14 protein-coding genes are annotated in these 18,970 nt (G+C 73.3%); 10 read left to right on the top strand and 4 right to left on the bottom strand.

Going from position 1 to position 18,970, the window contains the following annotated elements; genetic code table 11:
- Nucleotides 1-2,059: MMPL family transporter (locus BI06_RS27365; protein WP_043472264.1), on the bottom strand; the 2,059-nt coding region annotated here is incomplete at its 3' end.
- Between the two features lie 552 nt (nt 2,060-2,611).
- Here BI06_RS27365 and BI06_RS27370 point away from each other — a divergent pair.
- From BI06_RS27370 to BI06_RS27385, 4 genes are all read left to right on the top strand, one after another.
- Nucleotides 2,612-4,891 (top strand): MMPL family transporter, encoded by a 2,280-nt coding sequence (locus BI06_RS27370; protein WP_199523368.1) that lies wholly within the window; start codon nt 2,612-2,614, stop codon nt 4,889-4,891.
- 132 nt (nt 4,892-5,023) lie between these two features.
- Nucleotides 5,024-5,917, top strand: coding sequence for a phosphotransferase enzyme family protein (locus BI06_RS27375; RefSeq protein WP_030391313.1), 894 nt, complete (start codon nt 5,024-5,026; stop codon nt 5,915-5,917).
- Nucleotides 5,918-5,980: 63 nt separating this feature from the next.
- Nucleotides 5,981-6,886, top strand: coding sequence for a DUF3592 domain-containing protein (locus BI06_RS27380; protein WP_043472265.1), 906 nt, complete (start codon nt 5,981-5,983; stop codon nt 6,884-6,886).
- 19 nt (nt 6,887-6,905) lie between these two features.
- On the top strand, nt 6,906-7,964 hold the full coding sequence (locus BI06_RS27385; protein WP_149030493.1) for a hypothetical protein: 1,059 nt from the start codon (nt 6,906-6,908) through the stop codon (nt 7,962-7,964).
- On the opposite strand, the gene BI06_RS27390 is transcribed toward BI06_RS27385, so the two are convergent.
- On the bottom strand, nt 7,936-8,637 hold the full coding sequence (locus BI06_RS27390) for an exonuclease domain-containing protein (RefSeq protein ID WP_030391316.1): 702 nt from the start codon (nt 8,635-8,637) through the stop codon (nt 7,936-7,938). The two genes, BI06_RS27385 and BI06_RS27390, sit on opposite strands and share 29 nt — an antisense overlap.
- Before the next feature lie 229 nt (nt 8,638-8,866).
- Between BI06_RS27390 and BI06_RS27395 the strand changes: the two genes are divergently transcribed.
- The 3 genes from BI06_RS27395 to BI06_RS27405 all read left to right on the top strand — a co-directional run bounded on the left by BI06_RS27395 (nt 8,867) and on the right by BI06_RS27405 (nt 11,385).
- Nucleotides 8,867-9,175 (top strand): hypothetical protein, encoded by a 309-nt coding sequence (locus BI06_RS27395; RefSeq protein ID WP_043472269.1) that lies wholly within the window; start codon nt 8,867-8,869, stop codon nt 9,173-9,175.
- Nucleotides 9,172-10,821, top strand: a complete 1,650-nt coding sequence (locus BI06_RS27400; protein ID WP_051741966.1) for an alpha/beta hydrolase — start codon at nt 9,172-9,174, stop codon at nt 10,819-10,821. The genes BI06_RS27395 and BI06_RS27400 overlap by 4 nt, the downstream gene beginning before the upstream one ends.
- 102 nt (nt 10,822-10,923) lie before the next feature.
- On the top strand, nt 10,924-11,385 hold the full coding sequence (locus BI06_RS27405) for a hypothetical protein (RefSeq protein WP_149030494.1): 462 nt from the start codon (nt 10,924-10,926) through the stop codon (nt 11,383-11,385).
- Here BI06_RS27405 and BI06_RS27410 read toward each other — a convergent pair.
- Together BI06_RS27410 and BI06_RS27415 are read right to left on the bottom strand one after the other, a co-directional pair.
- Nucleotides 11,382-12,647: a Dyp-type peroxidase gene (locus BI06_RS27410; RefSeq protein WP_043472273.1), complete on the bottom strand. Its 1,266-nt coding sequence runs from the start codon at nt 12,645-12,647 to the stop codon at nt 11,382-11,384. The genes BI06_RS27405 and BI06_RS27410 overlap by 4 nt on opposite strands.
- 130 nt (nt 12,648-12,777) lie before the next feature.
- A complete protein-coding gene (locus BI06_RS27415; protein ID WP_030391321.1) occupies nt 12,778-14,058 on the bottom strand; it encodes an SAV2148 family HEPN domain-containing protein in 1,281 nt (426 codons plus the stop codon).
- Between the two features lie 597 nt (nt 14,059-14,655).
- Between BI06_RS27415 and glgX the strand changes: the two genes are divergently transcribed.
- The 3 genes from glgX to BI06_RS53855 all read left to right on the top strand — a co-directional run.
- Nucleotides 14,656-16,803, top strand: a complete 2,148-nt coding sequence (gene glgX, locus BI06_RS27420; RefSeq protein WP_030391322.1) for a glycogen debranching protein GlgX — start codon at nt 14,656-14,658, stop codon at nt 16,801-16,803.
- Between the two features lie 215 nt (nt 16,804-17,018).
- A complete protein-coding gene (locus tag BI06_RS27425; protein WP_043472275.1) occupies nt 17,019-17,774 on the top strand; it encodes a hypothetical protein in 756 nt (251 codons plus the stop codon).
- A 100-nt stretch (nt 17,775-17,874) separates the two neighbouring features.
- Nucleotides 17,875-18,970: alpha-amylase family glycosyl hydrolase (locus tag BI06_RS53855; RefSeq protein ID WP_255360255.1), on the top strand; the 1,096-nt coding region annotated here is incomplete at its 3' end.

The following is an 18,970-nucleotide window of genomic DNA, read 5'->3' on the forward strand; positions in this document are numbered from 1 at the left end:
CGGTGAGCGCCGGGGTGAAGAACATCGCCATCACGAAGGCCGCCAGGGCGATGCCGAAGGCCATGCCGAAGCCGAACTCCAGCATGAAGATGTTGCCCGCGAGCATGAAGGTCGCGAACGACACCGCCAGGATGAAGCCGGCCGCCGCGACGGTCGGGCCGCCGTGGCGCACGGCCTCGCGGGCCGCCTCGCGCGGGCTGCGGCCCGCCCGGGCCTCCTCGCGCAGTCGGGCGATGATCAGGATGTTGTAGTCGGTCCCGATCGCCACCACGAAGAGGTAGATCAGGATCGGCAGCATGAACATCATGCCGTGCTCGCCCTTGATGTTCTGGAACAGCAGGGTCGAGGAGCCGAGGGTCGCGGTGAAGCCGAGGCCCACCGAGGCCATCAGGTACCAGGGCGCGACCACGCTGCGCAGCTGGAGGGCCAGGATCAGCAGGATCAGCAGACCCGCGATCGGGAACACCAGCTTGTAGTCGTGGGACATCGCCAGGTTGATGTCCTTGTAGATCGCGGTGATGCCGCCGACCTTGGCCTCGGTGCCGGACGGCGCCTCGGCGTGGGCGACCTTGCGCAGCTCGGTGACCGTGTCTATCGCGTCGTTGCTGGACGGCTCGTTCTTGAGCAGGACGGTGAAGTCCGCCGTCGCGCCGTCCTTGCTGAGCTGCGGCGTCGCGGGGGCCTCGGCCACGCCGGGGACGGCCGCGAGCTTGGCGGCGTAGCCGCCGAACGCGCCCTGGTCGAGCTTGGCCCCGCCGTCGACCGTCAGGTAGACGTGCGTCGGGTCCGCGGCACCGGCCGAGAAGCCGTTGACCAGCTTGTCCTGGACGACCATCGACTCCGCGGTCTTGGGCATGGAGCTGCCCGCGAGGTCGAAGGTGCCGTTGTAACCGAGGGCGCCGGCGGTCAGGGCCAGCAGCACGCCGCCGGAGGCGACGGCCACCAGGGCCGGCTTCTTCTCGACGACGCGGCCGAGGGCGGCGAACCGGGCGTCGCTCGGCTCGTGCATCCACTTCTTGCCGGGCCAGAACACCCCGCGGGCCGGGATGACCGTGAGCACGGCCGGGGCCAGGGTGAGCGAGGCGAAGGCGGTGACGACGACCGCGATGGCCAGCGCCGGGCCGAGCGCCTTGAACATGCCGAGGCTGGAGAGGATCAGCACCGCGAAGGCGACGGTGACCGCGCCGGCCGCGGAGGCGATCGCCTCGCCGACCCGGGCAACGGCGTTGACCACGGCCTCCTGCCGGGTGTCGCCCGCCCGCAGCCGCTCGCGGTAGCGGAAGGCGAGGAACAGGAAGTAGTCGGTGCCGACGCCGAGGACGACGACGATCAGGATCGCCGACAGCACCGGGGTGGACTTCAGGTCGAACGCCTTGGTGGCGTAGGCGATCAGGCCGTTCGCGGTCGGCATCGCGATCATCAGCGAGAGCAGCACCGGCAGGAGGCCGGCCAGCACGCTGCGGAAGATCAGGCCGACGATGATCGCGACCAGGACGACACTGCTGATGCCGATGACGGCGTCGGCCGCGCCGGAGGACTCCTGCTGGTCCAGCTGCTGGGCGGCCTGGCCGCCGAGCTGGTACTTCAGGTCGGTGCCCTCGGCGAGCTTCTTGCCCTCTTCACGGACCGACTTGGCGACCTCGCCGAACTTCTCCGAGTTCTGGGTCGTCTTGTCGATGGCGATCGGCGCCAGCGCGTACTTGCCGTCCTTGGAGGTCGTCTGGTCGCTGACCGGGACGATCTGCTCGACGTGCTCGATCTTCTTGTCGGTGAGGCCCTGGACGATCTTCGCCACGGCGGCCTTGTCGGCGGCCGTCAGCGGGGCGCCGTCGTTGCGCTCGAACAGGGCGAGCGCGGACGGCGTGAAGTTCGCCGGGAACGCCTTCTCCTGCAACTGCGCGGCCTGGATGGACTCGTAGTGCTTGGGGAGGAATGCGGCCTCGTCGGTCTGGGCCGTGATCTTCGGGGCCGAGACGGCGATGGCGATCATCGCGACGACCCACGCCGCGATCACCCACCAGGCGCGACGGACGACAAAATGTCCTAGTCGGTGGAACATGCTCGTGATGCCTCCTGGGCATGGTTCACCGCAGCCCTCGGGGGACGGGACGTCGGGCGACGGATCGGATCGGCCCGACCTGTGTGGCAGGTCTAGCCGGTCGGCAGGTAAGTACTCAGAGGGACTCATCCTACGGTCACTTGCTAGCCGACCGGCAAGCAGTTTTCCCCGTGACCCCGTTGCCGCAGTCCGACCCCCTCGGGGACGCCGCAAAGTGCCCCCGAGCCATTTTCGCGTGCGGAGGACCGCCTTGACCTCGTACTCGGGGTGGAGACGGCTCCCCCTCAGGGTGGAGCTTGCTCCCCTGACCCCAGGAGGAGATATCAGGGTTGCCGGGTAGGGAAAACCCCACCCCGCCCCCGAGGAAGACCACAGGGCGCACTCCCCCGCCAGCCGGATACCCCGTCACCAGCCGCTTCCCTAGTGTCGATCACGACGCCGGACCGCACCCGGCGCCGCACTCCGGCGGCCGACCACCGCCGCACACCCGGCCCGCGCCCGCCACCGGCGCCGGCCGCTCTTCCAGGGGGAACCGTGAAGACCAAGCCCGGCATGGCCGCCGCCATGGGCGCCTGGAGCGCCCGGCACAGAAAGACCGCCGTCTTCGGCTGGCTGCTGTTCGTCGTCCTCGCCACCTTCCTCGGCGGCCTGCACGGCAGCACCCAGGTCGACGAGGCCGAGGCCATGCCCGGCCAGGTCTCCCGGGCCGCCGAGATCCTCGACCGGGCCGGACTCAAGTCCCCCTCCACCGAGACCGTCCTGATCCAGAGCACCGACCGGACCGCCGACTCCCCCGCCTTCCGCGCCGTCGTCGACCAGGTGATCGCCGGGGTCAACGGCACCGGCAGGGCCGGCGACGTCCGCTCCCCCTACGACACCAGGGCGGTCTCCGCCGACGGCCGCTCCGCACTGGTCCAGCTCACCGTGAAGGGCGACCACGAGGAGGCCACCGCCAACGTCGGCGCCGTGGTCGACGCCGTCGCCGCCGTCCAGAAGCAGCACCCCGACCTCACCGTGGTGGAGCTCGGCGACGCCAGCTCCGGCAAGTGGATGGACGAGCAGTTCGCCGACGACTTCGCCCGCGCCGAGTGGACTGCCGTGCCGCTCGCCCTCGGCATCCTGCTGGTCGCCTTCGGCGCCCTGGTCGCCGCCGTCCTGCCCGTCCTGCTCGCGATCACCGCCTTCGTCGCGGCCGGCGGACTCGTCGCCCTCAGCAGCGGGATCCTGCACACCAGCAACAGCGCCAGCTCGGTGATGCTGCTGGTCGGCCTCGCCGTCGGCGTCGACTACTGCCTCTTCTACCTGCGCCGCGAACGCGAGGAGCGGGCCGCCGGACGCGACCTCGACACCTCGCTGCGGATCGCCGCCGCCACCAGCGGCCGGGCCGTGCTGGTCTCCGGCGTCACCGTGGTGATCGCCATGGCCGGCATGTTCCTCACCGGCATCGCCGAGTTCAAGGCCATGGCGTACGCCACCATCGTGGTCGTCGTCACCGCCGTGCTCGGCTCGCTCACCGTGCTGCCCGCACTGCTCTCGATGCTGGGCGACCGGGTCGACAAGGGCCGGGTGCCCTTCCTCCACCGGCTGCGCCGCCCCGACGCCGCCACCACCGGCGGCCGGTTCTGGAACGCCGTGCTCACCCCGGTGCTGCGCCGCCCGCTCGCCGCCGCCGCCCTGTCCGGCGCCGTGCTGATCGGCCTGGCCGCGCCGCTGCTCACCATGCACACCGCCAACCTGACCTTCCAGCAGCAGCTGCCCAAGGGCAACGAGCTGGTCGCCGTCTCGCAGAAGATCGAGGCGGCCTTCCCCGGCAGCCCCGCGCCCGCCTCCGTGGTGATCAAGGCCACCGACATCGACTCCCCCGCGATGACCGCCGCGATCGCCGACCTCAAGGCCCGCGCCCTGGCCTCCGGCCGGATGCACGGACCGGTCGACGTCACCGTCCACCCCGAGCAGAACGTCGCCACCGTCGACATCCCGCTCAACGGCAGCGGCAACGACTCGGTGAGCAACGCCGCCCTGCGCACCCTGCGCGAGGAGCTCGTGCCCGCCACCGTGCTCGCGGTGCCCGGCACCGAGGCCCCGGTCACCGGCCGCACCGCCGGCTCCTACGACTTCAACGCCAAGATGACCGGGTCGATGCCGGTGGTCTTCGGCTTCGTGGTGGCCTTCGCCTTCCTGCTCATGCTCACCTCCTTCCGCTCGCTGGCCGTCGCCGGCACCGCCGTGGTGCTCAACCTGCTCTCGGTCGGCGCCGCGTACGGGGTGCTGACCCTGGTCTTCCAGCACGGCGTCGGGGCCTCGCTGCTCGGCACCGCGGGCGTCGGCGCGGTCGAGTCCTGGGTGCCGCTGTTCCTCTTCGTGATCCTCTTCGGCCTCTCGATGGACTACCACGTCTTCGTGGTCTCCCGGATCAAGGAGGGCCGCGACCGGGGCCTGCCCACCCGGGCCGCGATCGCCCACGGCATCCGCTCCACCGCCGGGGTGGTCACCAGCGCGGCGGTGATCATGGTGGCGGTCTTCGCGGTCTTCGGCACTCTCTCCATGCAGGCCATGAAGCAGATGGGCGTCGGCCTCGCGGTCGCGGTGCTGATCGACGCGACGATCATCCGCGCGGTGCTGCTGCCCTCGGTGATGACCCTGCTCGACGAGCGCAACTGGTACCTGCCGCGCTGGCTCGCCTGGCTGCCCGACTTCTCCCACGGCGAGAGCGTCCCGCCGCTCGGCACCGGTTCCCCGCTCGCCCCGGCCGCCGCCGGCGCTGCCGCTGCCGGTTCGACCACCGCAGAACCGCGCGTCCCGCTGGCCCGGCACCGCCGGATCGGGGTCTGACCCTTCCCCACCGGGCCCCCGGGCCCGCCGACCCCGGACAACCGCCGGGCCCCGCGTCGCGCGGGGCCCGGCAGCCGTTTGCCAGAATGATCGCCCACCCCCACCCGGCTGTCACGAAGGAAGACGACCCTCATGCTCCGCTTCGACGAGGGGCGGGCGCGGCTGCTGCTCGCCCTTGCCTGCGAGTCCGCCGGCCTGCCCGACCCCGCCGACGCCCGACTGCTCGCCCTCGGCGAGAACGCCGTCTTCGACCTCGGCGACCCGGCCGTGGTCGCCAAGGTCGGCCGCGCGCCCGAACTGCACGACCGGGCCCGCCGTGAACTCGCCGTCGCCGACTGGCTGGCCGGCCACGGCGTCCCGGTCGTCCGCCCGTACGACGCGCTGCCCGCCGGACCGCGGCTCGCCGAAGGCCACCCGGTCACCTTCTGGCACCGGCTCGCCCCCGCCGAGCGGCCCGCCCGCCCGGTGGACCTCGCCCCGCTGCTGCACGCCGTGCACCGGCTGCCCGAGCCGCCGTTCGCCCTCGGCCGCCGCGACCTGCTCGCCCCCGTCGAACGCTGGCTCGCCTCCGCCGAGGGCCACGTCGACCCGGCCGACGTCGACTTCCTGCGCGACCGCCGGGACTCCTTCACCGCCGCGGCGGCCGCACTCGTCCCGCACCTGCCGACCGGCGTGATCCACGGCGACGCGCTGCCGCGCAACGTCCACGTCGGCCCGGACGGGCCCGTCCTGCTCGACCTGGAGTTCGTCGCCCAGGACCTGCGCGAGCACGACCTGGTGGTACTCGCGCTCAGCCACGACCGGTACGGCGTGCCGGACGAGGACTACCGGGAGTTCACCGCGGCGTACGGCTGGGACGTGCGCGAGTGGCCCGGCTTCGCGGTGCTGCGCGGGGCCAGGGAGACGGCCAGCGCCTCCTGGGTCGCCCAGCAGGCACCGGGCAACCCGGCCGCACTGGCGGAGTTCCGGCGCCGGGTGGACTCACTGCGGACGGGCGCCACCGAGGTGCGCTGGTACCCGTTCTGACGCCCCGACAGGTGGCCGGGGGCGGTCACGGCGGCCTTGGGGCGTCACCCTAGACTCCGCCCCATGGCCACCGATCGCCCCATCGCCCTCGGACCGCGCCTGAGCCGCGGCCGGATCGTCGGACTCGCCGTCACCTCCGTGTTCACCGCGGCCGCCGGGTGGCTCACCGCCACCGGCTCCGTCCGGGCGTTCGCCACCGACGCCTGCGGCGCCGAACGGTCCTGCGGATCCGTGTCCGTAGTGGCCTGCCTGGCCGCCGGCATTCCGCTCTGGCTGCTGTGCCTGGTGGCCGCCGCCAGCACCGCCCACGGCGACGCCCCCACCAGCGAGCCCTCGGCCTCCTCCGACCGGGGCGTCCTGGCCGGCTGCCTCGCCCTCGGCCTGCTGGGCGCGTCCCTCGCCAACGGCGACCCGCACCCCTGGCTGCTCGCGCCCGTCCTCCCGCTCGCCCTGCTCACCGCCGCCCTGGACCGCCGCGGCGCCCGCCGCTGGCGCGCCAACCGGCTGGCCGCCGCACGACAGGACCGGCTGGAGCGGGAGGGCATCACCGTCCCGGCCCTGATCACCCACGTCGCCACCACCGGGGCGACCGACAACGACGACCCCGAACTGCGCGTCACCGTCGGGTTCCGCACCGCCGACGGCGCCGACCGCACGGCCACCACCGTCGACATCTTCCCGGTGCAGTTCCCCCCGCGGCCCGGCGGCGGGGCCGAAGTCCGCTACCACCCCGCCGACCCGGAGAACCTCCGCATCACCCTCGCCACCCCCGCCGCCTCCCGGGACGGCGACGTGGTCAGCGCCCTCGAACGCCTCGCCGCCCTGCACCGCGAGGGCAGCCTCGACACCGCCGAGTTCGCCGCCGCCAAGGCCCTGCTGCTGACGGGCGACTCCGCCGCGCCGGTCCATCCGCCGTATCCCCCGCAGGATGCTGTCGTTCACCGGAGCGTTCGTCCGGGGGCGGACTGACGGCGCTAGGGTCCGCGCAATGACGAACGCGCGCAGAGTGGGCGGAGCCCGGAAGTTCCTCGTGCTGGTGATCGGCCTCCTCACCGCCCTCGGCGGCTGGACCCTCGGCACGGGCTGGATCCGCTCGGTCGACCACGCTGCCTGCCGCCCGGAGGCGAGCTGCGGCGGCGCCCTCACCGCGTCGGCCCTCGTCGGTGGTGTCTACCTGTGCCTGCTCGGCCTGTTCTGCGCCCTCGCCCTGGCCGAGAACCGCGCACCCGACAAGCCCCAGCGCCTGCCGCTCGGGGCGGCCTCGGCGGGAGCGGTGTCCCTGGCCCTCCTCGGCGCCGCCCTCGGCAACGGCTCTGCGCACCCCTGGCTGTTCGCGGCGGCCGCAGCGTTCGGGCTGCTCACCGTCGTCGCGGGAGTCCGCGGCGAGCGGCGGATCCGGCGCGAGAACCGGGACCACCTGCGCGAGCACACCCTCGCCGCCCGGCTGCACGCCGGCGGTGTCACCGTCACCGGCACGGTCACCGACGTCGCGTACGCCGGCCGCGAGCAGCGCGGCCGCGGCACCGGGCCGCACCGGCTGCGGCTCACGGTCCGCTACACCGGTCCGGACGGCCGGCCGTTCACGCTCGCCCACACCGGGCGGTACCCGGTCCAGGGCCCGTCTTCAAACCCCCGCCGTCCGCCCGGAGGGCGGGCGGGGCGTCGTTGGGGTGCGTGCATCGGCGGTGCCGAGGAGGGAGTCCATGCGGTGGGGGCACCTCCCGGCCGGAGGCTGGGGGCCATCGGCGACCGACGAGAAGCCGGCGAGGTGCGTGCCCCGGCGGCGCCCCGCAGGCGCGGGTTTGAAGACGGGCCCTACGCCCTGCCGGCCGTCGGCGGCGAGGTGACCGTCCGCCACGACCCGCTGGACCCGTCGGCCGCGGTGGTCCCCGTCACCGGTGCCGTCGGCAGCCGGTCGCCCGGCAATGAGCTCGCACTCCTCGCGGACCTGCACCGCGAGGGCTCCCTCGACGCCGCCGAGTTCGCCGCCGCCAAGGCCCTGCTGCTGCGGACCGGGCTCAGCGCAGGGGCCAGCGGGGGTCTATGACCGCCTCCGGGTCCTTGGCCCGGCGGAGCCAGGCCTGGAGGTCCTCGGCCCAGGCCCGGTGCCAATCGATCTGACGGGCGTGGAGCTCGGCCAGCGGTACGGCGCCGACCTGCTCGGGGTAGCGCTCGGCGAGGGCGACCGCGACCCGGACGGCGGCGAGGGCGTCACTGCCCGCCTCGTGGGCGTCGGTCAGCTCGACGCCGTACACCTCGCAGACCCGCTGCAGGGTCCGCGAGCCCTTGCGGTACTTGTCCACCGCGCGGTCGATCACCAGCGCGTCGAGCACCGGCACGACCGGCCCCCCGAGCCGCTCGGCCAGCGCCGGCAGCCCGTGCCGGCGCAGCTCGGCGTCGAGCATCGAGAGGTCGAACGGGGCGTTGAACGCCACCACCGCGTGCCCCTCGGCGAGCCGCGCGCACAGCGCGCCGGCTATCTCGTCCACCGCCTCCTTGGCGGGCCGCCCCTTGGCCCGCGCCAGGTCGTCCCCGATCCCGTGGATCGCCGCCGCCTCGGCGGGGATCGGCACCCCCGGGTCGAGCAGCCACCCGGTGGCATCCAGCCGGCGGTCCCCGACGGTGTCCACGAGGGCGGCCGTGACAATCCGGTCCACGGCCGGGTCGGTACCCGTGGTCTCCAGGTCGAAGCCGACCAGTGGCTGCTGCCACCAGCTCATAGGAATGCGTCCTTCCGTCCTCCACTCGAACAGCCCCTATCATCACCCGCCCCTCCGACAATCCGGCCCCTGGGTCCTCGACGCACGACCACCGGAGCCTCACAGAACCATCCCGCGGTAGTACTCGTCATACCGAATGAGTAGTCTCGGCCTGACAGAAAGTATTCACGGTTGGGCCTTCGGGGGACGGCTCGGCCCTGTCCGCGCATTTCGCTCCGGGGGGAGACCCATGGCCGACGTCAGGGTCAGTACAGGCGAGCTGGACGCCTCCGCGAATCTCGCGGGCACCCTCGCCCAGGAATTCGAGAGTCCGGTCCGTACCGCGCTGACCGCGACCACCGCGGCCTCCGGCCGGCTCACCGGCTGGTCGATCGCGGGCGGGCTCCAGCAACTCGGGGCCGGCTGGGCCGCGCCGCTGGCCGCCGTCCGCCAACGCATCGCGGACACCTCGACGAAGCTCCGTGCCAACGCCGCGGCACACGCGAACACCGAGCAGGCCGTCGCCGGCACCTGGAGCAAGCCGCAGGGGCCGAAGTGACCGGCGTCTACGAGCTGCTGCTGAAGTTCGACCCGCAGGTACCCCGCGACGCCGCAAAGGGCTGGAAGGCGCTCGCCCACGCGGCCGAGAGCACCGGGAACCGCCACCGCAACCAGGTCAACGGACCGCTCCACGCCCACTGGACGGGCGCCGACGCCGACGGCGCGTTCCAGTTCATGGCTCGCACCGAGCAGCAACTGGACGTGATCAAGGTGGAGGCCGAGGCCGTCGCCCTGACGCTGAACACGGTCGCCGACCGGATGTACCAGGCGCAGACCAATCTGACGAACGCCGTCCACCGTGCCCAGGACTCCGGCCTCGTCGTCTCGGCCGACGGTGTCGTCGGGCTGCCGCCCGAGGAACCCGGGGAGCACAACGACCCTGACGCGCAGGCGGCGCGCCGGACCCTCACGGGCCTCAAGGGCGAGCTCCAGGCACGGATCGACGCCGCTCTGAAGGAGGCCCAGCGGGCGAGCGACCAGGGCAACACCGCACTGGGTCGGCTCGGCGCCGACATCCTCTCCCCCGATCGTACGAGCGGCGCCCTCGCGGAGACCCGAACGGACGCCGCTGACGTCATGAAGGACCTCGGCCTGGCCGACGCCTACATCCCCGACGGCAAGGACCCGAAGCGGAACGCCGAATGGTGGACGGGTCTCTCGGCGGATCAGCAGGAGACGTTCCTGGCGCTGAACGCGGCAAGGATCGGGAGCATGGACGGCCTGCCCGCCACCGCGCGGGACGAGGCCAACCGCCTCGTGCTGGACCAGAAGCTCGACGCCCTGGACGCCGGCACCCCGGCGGCCTTCGGCCTCTCCCAGGGCGACTACGACCAGCGCAGGGCTGCACTCAGGACCATCAAGGACAAGCTGGCGGAGACCGCCGACGCCCGGGACGAGGAGCACCGGATGTTCCTCCTCGGCATCGACCCCGAGGCGTACGGCGGCGACGGCCGCGCGATCGTCGCCACCGGCAACCCGGACAAGGCCACGCACACGGCCGTGTTCGTGCCGGGGACGAACACGGAGTTCGCCGGCGTGCCGGGGCAGATCGACCGGATCCGGCAGTTGCAGGGCTACGGAAAGCGGTATGCAGAGCCGGGAGAAAGCGTTTCGGTGATCTCCTACCTCGGCTACGACACGCCGGAGAGCATTCCCAAGGCTGCGAACCCGCGGCGGGGAATCGACGGCGCCGAGGACATGCGGCGGTTCTCCGACGGGCTCCGAGTGGCCCACGGCGAGCCCAGGAGCCACGTCACCTATGTCGCCCACAGCTACGGCAGTTACGCCGTGGGCGTGGCGGCAAGGGGCGGCGACGGACTGCACGCCGACGACATCGTCACCCTCGGCAGTCCCGGCACGGGCGTCGACAACGCCAAGCAACTTCACATCGACCCGAACCACGTCTGGATCTCGGAGGCCGAGGACGACATGACGCGCTTCGCGGGTGGGCTCACGCTGGGCCCCGGCCCGCACAACATCGGGTTCGGCGGCAACAACCTCTACACCGACACGTCGGGCCACGGAGGCTACTGGGACAGGGAGTCGGACAGTGTCAAGAACCAGGGAAAAATTATCGCCGGGAAGCCACCCGAGGTAGTGCCCAAGGAGATCAACATCGGCGGGATCATCCCTGTTTGGCACTGATCGCTTCCGGAGGTAGTTCTGATGACCCGCCCACCCGGCCACCGGTCCGCCTTGCAGCACACGGTGGCAGTGGCACTCATGGCCGTGACCCTTGGAGCATGCATGTCTACTCCCACGCCCGGGAAGAACGATCCGCTGCCCGTCAAGTCCCGCCAGGAGTCGCTGGACTGGGCCCGCCAGCTGATCGCGCACGTGGCGCAGACAGCCGGAATCGAGATCAACGGCGAGCCGGAGGAGATCCTCTTCAGTCCGTGCATCGGCAAGAACGGGGAGTCGGCCCCCGACGACCGGTACACGCTGCTCTACAGCGTCCACAGTGATGTCCCGGGCACAACGCGGCACAACGAGGTCATTCGACGTGCTCGTGACCTCCTGACCGGCCAGGGCTTGAAGGTCACCGATTTCCGGGAGGCGACGGACGCGAAGCCGTATGCCACGTTCACCGCCCGTCACCCGGAGAGCCGGTACGTGACCGACATCGACAGCACCAGCGACAAACGGATGGTTCTGGGCGTGACCACCCCCTGCCTGATGCCTACCTCCGGTTCGCAGAACCCCGGCTAGGCCGGGGCGAGGAGGGTGCGGCCGAGCCAGTCGGTGGGGTCCTGGGCGCCGGGGAGGACGTAGAAGTAGCCGCCGCCGGTGGGGCGGAGGAAGCGGGCGAGGGGTTCGTCGATCAGGCGGGTCTGGACGGTCTCGAACTGGCGGGCGATGTCGCGCTGGTAGCAGCAGAAGGCGAGGCCGAGTTCGGGGACGCCGCCCGCGTCGAGGCCGCGGTCGTAGTTGAAGGCGCGGCGCAGGATGCGGTCGGCGCGGGTGGCGTCGGTGCGGGGGTTGGCAAGGCGGATGTGGGAGTCGAGGGCGATCACGGCGCCGTTCGGGTCCTGGGTGTAGTCGGGGGTGTCGCCCTCCTTGGTGCGGCCGAGCGGGGCGCCGTCGGACTTGCGGCGGCCGATGATCCGCTCCTGCTCGCGCAGGGGCAGTTCGTCCCACGGGACGACCAGGGTGCGGATGGCGCGGATCACCTGGTAGGTGCCGCCGACGGCCCAGGCCGGTCCGCCGGCGTCGGCGCCGACCCAGACCAGGGCGTCCATCTGCGGGGCGGAGCCGGTGTCGGGGTTCTGGATGCCGTCCTTGAAGCCGAGCAGGTTGCGGGCGGCGCCGGCCGGGCGGGCGCGGTTCTGGTAGCCGTCGAGCTGCCAGCGCGGGCTGAGCGACTTGCTGGTGGCGCGCAGCAGGTCGCGGATCGCGTGCTGGACGGTGTCCCGGCTGGTGGCGCAGACCTGGAGGGACAGGTCGCCGTGGCACTCGGCGGGGCGAAGGCCGTCGTTGGGGAAGGTCCGCATCGCGGTGAGCCCGGCGGGGCGGGCGTCGGCGAGGCCGTAGCGGGCGTCGAAGAGGGAGGCGCCGACGCCGACGGTGACGGTGAGGTCGTCGGTGGGCAGGGCGGCGGGGCCGAGGGTGCCGCTGTCGGAGGGCGCGGCGCCGGGGCCGAGGTCGGGCGGGGTGCCGCCGTCGGTGAGGAAGCGGATCCGGTCGGTGAGGGTGCGCAGCAGGGCGGCCAGTGCGGCGCGGTCGTTGACGTGGACGTCGAGGGCGAGGAAGGTGCCGTAGCCGGGGGGCGGGTTGAGGATGCCGGCCTGGTGGACGCCGTGGAACGGGATCCGCCCGGTGGTGGCGGGTGCGACCGGGGCGGGTGCCGCCGGAGCGGGGCCGGCGGTGCCGAGGGCGAAGGCTCCGGCGGCTCCGGCGCCGAGCGCGGTGCGGACGAAGCTGCGGCGCGAGGCGGCGGTGGCGCCCGGCCCGGTCGTGTACTGACTGGTCAACGGCGGGCCTTCCGGGGCGGCGGAGCACGGGGGCGGGCGGACCCGGAGCCGGGCCGCTGATCATGGGCCCGACGCTAGCAACGCCCGCGTCGCCCCGCCTCCGCTCGCCTCCGGAAGGAGGAGGACCGGCTCAGGAGACCGGGCGGGAGTCCGCCCAGATGCCCTCGAACTCCTCGCGGTAGACCTCCAGCAGTCCGGCGTCGGTGCCGCCGGGCTCCTGGCCGGCGCCGCCGCGCAGGACCAGGGCGGGCGACTCCATGCCCCGGGCGCGGCGCAGGTACGGCTGGACGACGCCGAGGTCGCGGGTCTGCCGCCGGCCGCCGGGGGCGGTCGCTCCCGCCGGCGTGCCCTCGACCAGGTAGGCGGTGAACCTCGGAGTCTCGTCGAACACCCGGATCTCGAAGCCGCCCTGGTCGCGCAGGGCGGCGCGGACCCGGCGGACGTGCAGGATGTTCATCTGGATGGAGCGGCCCAGCTCACCGCGGCCGAGGCCGAGTTCGCGCTCGCGGCGGCGGACGGCGCTGCTGGCCGGGTTGAGGAAGAGCAGCCGGACCCGGCAGCCCTCGGTGGCGAGCCGGACCAGCCGCTTGCCGGTGTAGTTCTGGCAGAGCATGCCCAGGCCGATGCCGAGCGCGTCGAGCCGCCGGGCGCCGTCGAGGAGGTCCTCGACCGGCAGGTCGCGCTGGAGCCGGACCCGGTCGGGGTGGACGGCGACGACGTCCGCGTACCGGCCGGCGACCAGGGACTCGACCACGTCCGCGGGCACCGCCCCGGTGCCGCCGTCGAGCAGGGCGAGCAGCCGGGCGGAGGCCCGTTCGGCCTGGGCGAGGACGGTCGGGGTGAGGACGCGGTTGCGGGAGACAACGTGCCGGGTGACCTCCAGCTCGTCGAGGGCCAGCTCGATCTCCCGGCGGTCGGCCAGGTACGGCTCGAAGCAGGGCCAGTGCTGGACCATCAGTTCGCGCAGCTGCGGCAGGGTGAGGAAGACCAGCGGGTCGTCGTCGGCCGGGTCGAGCAGGTAGCCCTTGCGGCGGCTGACCTCGCGGACGGCGCCGGCCCGGTGCGCCCACTCCTCGCCGGCCGGGCCGGCCGCGGCGGTGACCCAGTCCTCGCCGTGGGCGGGCGCGTAGATCGGGTGCAGCACCTCGTCGACGAGCGAGCGGAGCCGCTGCTCGACCAGGTTCAGCCAGACGTAGGCGCGGCCGGAGAGCCTGACCCGCTGGTAGGCGTCCTCCCACTCGGCGCCGGACCAGGCGAGCGCGGGGACCTCGACCGGCCCGCCCTGGGCGGGGACGAGCGAGCGCCCGCCGGTCAGGGCGGGGCGCATGACCACCGTCGGCGCCTCGCTGCGGGCGCCGCCACGGTCGGGGCCGCCGGGCCCACCGCCACGACCGCCGGCGGGGAACACCATGCGCACCTCACCTGGTTCCTGTCGTGAGCCGGCCGGGGCCGCTCGGAGCTGTCTTGCCTGTCCGTCTGTCCGCCGTCCGACCGGTCGGCCGCCCGGTGTGCCGGACGACCGGACGACCGGGCGGCGCACCGTCGACGCACCGCCGGTTCGCCGACGGTTCGCCTGATGGATCGCCATGAGTCCCGAACAGCCGGACGATCAAGGGTACTGCCCGCCGCGAACCGCCCGCAGCCGGTTGGGGCACGGCGGCGGCCGGGCCGCCGGGACACCCCAACCGTCTCACCCGCCCCGCCCACCACGAAAGCCCCGTGACGGTGTCACGACGATGCCGCGACCGCACCACAACCGCGCCACGGCGGCCCGGGACGGCCCGGGACGACGCGCGCGGACACCCGTTCGGGCGAATACGGCACAAATGGCCCCGCCGTCGGGGGAAGCGTCGGGGAGTATGCGGACTGTGCCGCCGTGTGCCGTGGGTCACGGTGCCCGAGCGGCGCATGCCCGGCCGCAAGGCCGGGAAGACAGTGCCTCCGAGGTCCGGGCCCGACCATCGGACTCCACATCAGTTCTCCTTCTACGCAAGGAAGTTGAGGAACCATGCAGGTCTGGCCAGGGACCTCCTACCCCCTCGGTGCCACCTACGACGGGGCCGGCACCAACTTCGCCGTGTTCTCGGAGAGCGCCGACCGGATCGAGCTCTGCCTGCTCGACGAGGACGGTTCGGAGTCCTCCGTCGAACTGCGCGAGACGGACGCCTTCGTCCGGCACGCCTACCTCCCGGGCGTCCAGCCGGGCCAGCGCTACGGATTCCGCGTCCACGGCCCCTACAACCCGGGGCTCGGCCAGCGGCACAACAGCGCCAAGCTGCTGCTGGACCCGTACGCCAAGGCGATGAGCGGGAACATCGACTGGGACGAGTCGGTCTACGGCTACCACTTCGGCGCCCCCGAGCGTCGCAACGACCTCGACTCGGCCCCCCACACCATGCACTCGGTGGTGATCAACCCGTACTTCGACTGGGGCACCGACCGGCCGCCCCGCACCGACTACCACCGCACGGTGCTCTACGAGGCCCATGTGAAGGGCCTGACCAAACTGCACCCCGGGATCCCCGAGGAGATCCGCGGCACCTACGCGGGCGTCGCCCACCCGGCCGTGATCGAGCACCTCGCCAAGCTCGGCGTCACCGCGATCGAACTGATGCCGGTGCACCAGTTCGTCCGCGACCACCGGCTGCGGGACCTCGGCCTGGCCAACTACTGGGGCTACAACACCATCGGCTTCTTCGCCCCGCACTCCTCCTACTCCTCCACCGGCGACCGGGGCCAGCAGGTGCAGGAGTTCAAGTCGATGGTGAAGGCGCTGCACGCGGCCGGCATCGAGGTCATCCTCGACGTGGTCTACAACCACACCGCCGAGGGCAACCACCTGGGCCCGACGCTCTCCATGCGCGGCCTGGACAACGTCTCCTACTACCGCCTCGCCCGGGACCAGCGCTTCTACGAGGACACCACCGGCACCGGCAACAGCCTGCTGATGCGCAGCCCGCACGTACTCCAGCTGATCATGGACTCGCTGCGCTACTGGGTCACCGAGATGCACGTCGACGGCTTCCGCTTCGACCTCGCCGCCACCCTGGCCCGGCAGTTCCACGAGGTGGACCGGCTCTCCTCGTTCTTCGACCTGGTCCAGCAGGACCCGGTGGTCTCCCAGGCCAAGCTGATCGCCGAGCCCTGGGACCTCGGCGAGGGCGGCTACCAGGTCGGCAACTTCCCGCCGCTGTGGACGGAGTGGAACGGCATGTACCGGGACACCGTCCGCGACCTGTGGCGCGGCGAGAACGCCACCCTCGCCGAGTTCGGCTCCCGGCTCACCGGCTCCTCCGACCTCTACCAGGACGACGGCCGCCGCCCGATCGCCTCGATCAACTTCGTCACCTGCCACGACGGCTTCACCCTGCGCGACCTGGTCTCCTACAACGACAAGCACAACGAGGCCAACGGCGAGAACAACCGGGACGGCGAGTCCTTCAACCGCTCCTGGAACTGCGGGGTCGAGGGCCCCAGCGAGGACCCGGGCACCGAGGAGCTGCGGGCCCGCCAGCAGCGCAACTTCCTCGCCACCCTGATGCTCTCCCAGGGCGTGCCGATGCTCTCCCACGGCGACGAGCTCGGCCGCACCCAGCACGGCAACAACAACACCTACTGCCAGGACAACCCGCTCTCCTGGGTGCACTGGCCGACCGGGGACGGACCGGACGCCCGGCTGCTGGAGTTCACCCAGGGCATGGTCTGGCTGCGCCGCGACCACCCGGTGTTCCGGCGCCGCCGCTTCTTCCACGGCCGCCCGGTCCCGGGGCGGCCCACCGGGGAGGGCGGCGGGGCCGGGGCGTACGAGGACCTCACCGACATCGCCTGGTTCACGCCCGCCGGGGAGGAGATGACCAAGCGCAACTGGGGTGCCAGCTACGCCAAGTCGCTCACCGTCTTCCTCAACGGCTACGCCATCTCGGAGCCGGACCGGCGCGGCGGGCGGATCGTCGACGACTCCTTCCTGCTGATGTTCAACGCGCACTTCGAGCCGCTGGAGTTCACCGTGCCGGCCGGGCACGGGCAGGAGTGGCAGGTCGTGGTGGACACCGCGCAGTCCCGGCTGCCCGCGCCGGGGACGGGCGCGGTGGTCAAGGCCGGGGACGCGCTCTGGCTCACCGACCGCTCGCTGATGGTGCTGCAGCGTCCCGCCTGAGCAGTGGTGCCCGCGGTGCGCCGGTGCGCCGCAGGCACCGGTGGGCCGCGGTGCGCCGCGGGCACCGGTGGGCCGCGGGTACCGGTGGGCCTGGCGCCGGTTCCGGCTGCACCGGTGTGCCGACGGCCCTTGCGCATCCGCCGCCGCACCGGCCACCGTGGTCCCCGGGGAGGCCCGAGCCTGCCCGGGGACCGGACCGAGGGGCGGCGGGGGCGATGGCGGGCGATCGGACGACCACGGCGGAGTTCCTGCTCGGGACGCTGCTCTCCGTCCCGGGCCGGGTCGCGGACGCGACCGTCCGGCGCCCGCCCCCGTACCGGTGGGTGCTCGCGCGCACCCGCACCCCCGAGGCGGAGGCCGCCCGGGCCGCCGAACACGCCCTGGTCGAGGGACTGGTCGAACGGCTCGGCGCGGTCGACGGGATCACCTTCGTCGTCGCCCAGCTGGACGACCGCCGGATCACCCCCGGGCTCGGGCTCGACCCCGGCCGCCGGCTGGAGCTGGTCTGCCAGCTCGCCGCGACCGCCTACTTCGCCACCGCGCTGGAGCCGCCGGAGCTGCTGCGCCGGATCGACGCGGCCACCGTCGCCGACTGGGGCGCCGGGACGTACACCGACCCCCGGCTGCCGCACCCGACCGGCTCGGTGGCCGCCGCGCTGGCGTACTACCGCGACGGCGGCCGCCACCCGGACGGGTCACCGCGCGAGTGGCCCGCGCTGTCCGCGCCGGGGGCCCTGGGGGCGCGCCTGACCTGGGACGAGCCGGGCCGGACGCCGGTCGCGGAGCCGAACCCGACCATGTTCAACAGCTCGTTCGCCCAGTACACGAAGGACCCGGCCGCCGCCGAGGCGGTCCGGGCCGCCCGGGCCGAGCACGGCCGGATCCTGTGCCTCGGCCGCTCCGGGGCGGGCGGGCCGCAGCGTCCCGGCTACTTCACGGTGCCCCGGGGGTGGCGCCGCCGCGGCCACTGAGCGCCCGCCACCGGACACACCCGCCCACAACGGGCCCCGCTCACCTGTTCGGTCCAGCAACGGGTCTTGCCCCCGCGCCCCGCCGGGTAGGCATGGAGGCATGACCCACGCCGCCGAGCCCGCGCAGTCCCGCCCGGCCGCCGCCCCCGCCGCCGTGCCGTCGGCCAGCTACCGCCTCCAGCTCCAGCCCGGCTTCACCCTGTACGACGCCACCGCCGCCGTCCCCTACCTGGCCGCCCTCGGCGTCTCCCACCTGCACCTCTCCCCGCTGCTGGCCGCCGCGCCCGGCTCCACCCACGGCTACGACACCGTCGACCACGGCCGGATATCCGAGCAGCTCGGCGGCGAGGAGGCACTCCGGGAGCTGGCCGCCGAGGCGCACCGGCACCACCTGCGGCTGATCGCCGACGTGGTGCCCAACCACATGGCGGTCCCCGTCCCCGAGCACCTCAACCGTCCGCTCTGGGAGGTGCTCCGGCACGGCCCCGACTCGCCGTACGCGGACTGGTTCGACATCGACTGGACCGCCCAGCCGGGCCCGGTGGACGCCCCCGGACGCGGCCGGGTGCTGCTGCCCCTGCTCGGCGACCGGCTCGGCGCCGTCCTCGACGAGCTGGCCGTCGACGGCGACACCCTCCGCTACCACGACCACGTGCTGCCGCTGCGCCCCGGCACCGAGACGCTGCCGCTGCCCGAGCTGCTCGCCCGGCAGTGGTACCGCCCGGCCTGGTGGCGACTGGCCCGCACCGAGCTGAACTACAGGCGGTTCTTCACCGTCAACGAGCTGATCGCCGTCCGGGTCGAGCGTCCCGAGGTGTTCGAGGCCACCCACGGCGTGCTGCTGCGGCTGCACCGCGAGGGCGTGCTGGACGGCTTCCGGATCGACCACCCGGACGGGCTCGCCGACCCGCGCGGCTACCTGGAGCGGCTGGCGGCGGCCACCGGCGGGGCCTACACGGTGGTGGAGAAGATCCTCACCGGCGACGAGCGGCTGCCCGCCGACTGGCAGTGCGCCGGCACCACCGGGTACGACGCGCTGCGCCGGATCGACGGCGTGCTCACCGACCACGCGGGCGCCTGCCGGCTCGCCGGGGCGTACGAGGCGTTCCTGGCCGCCTCCCCCGAGGGCCCCGCCGGCCCGGACCACGGCGTCCCGGAGCCCGGCGAACCGTGCGCCGACCCGCACCCGGCGCTGG

It is taken from the genome of Kitasatospora sp. MBT66, from assembly GCF_000710405.2.
Taxonomy (GTDB): Bacteria; Actinomycetota; Actinomycetes; order Streptomycetales; family Streptomycetaceae; genus Kitasatospora; species Kitasatospora purpeofusca.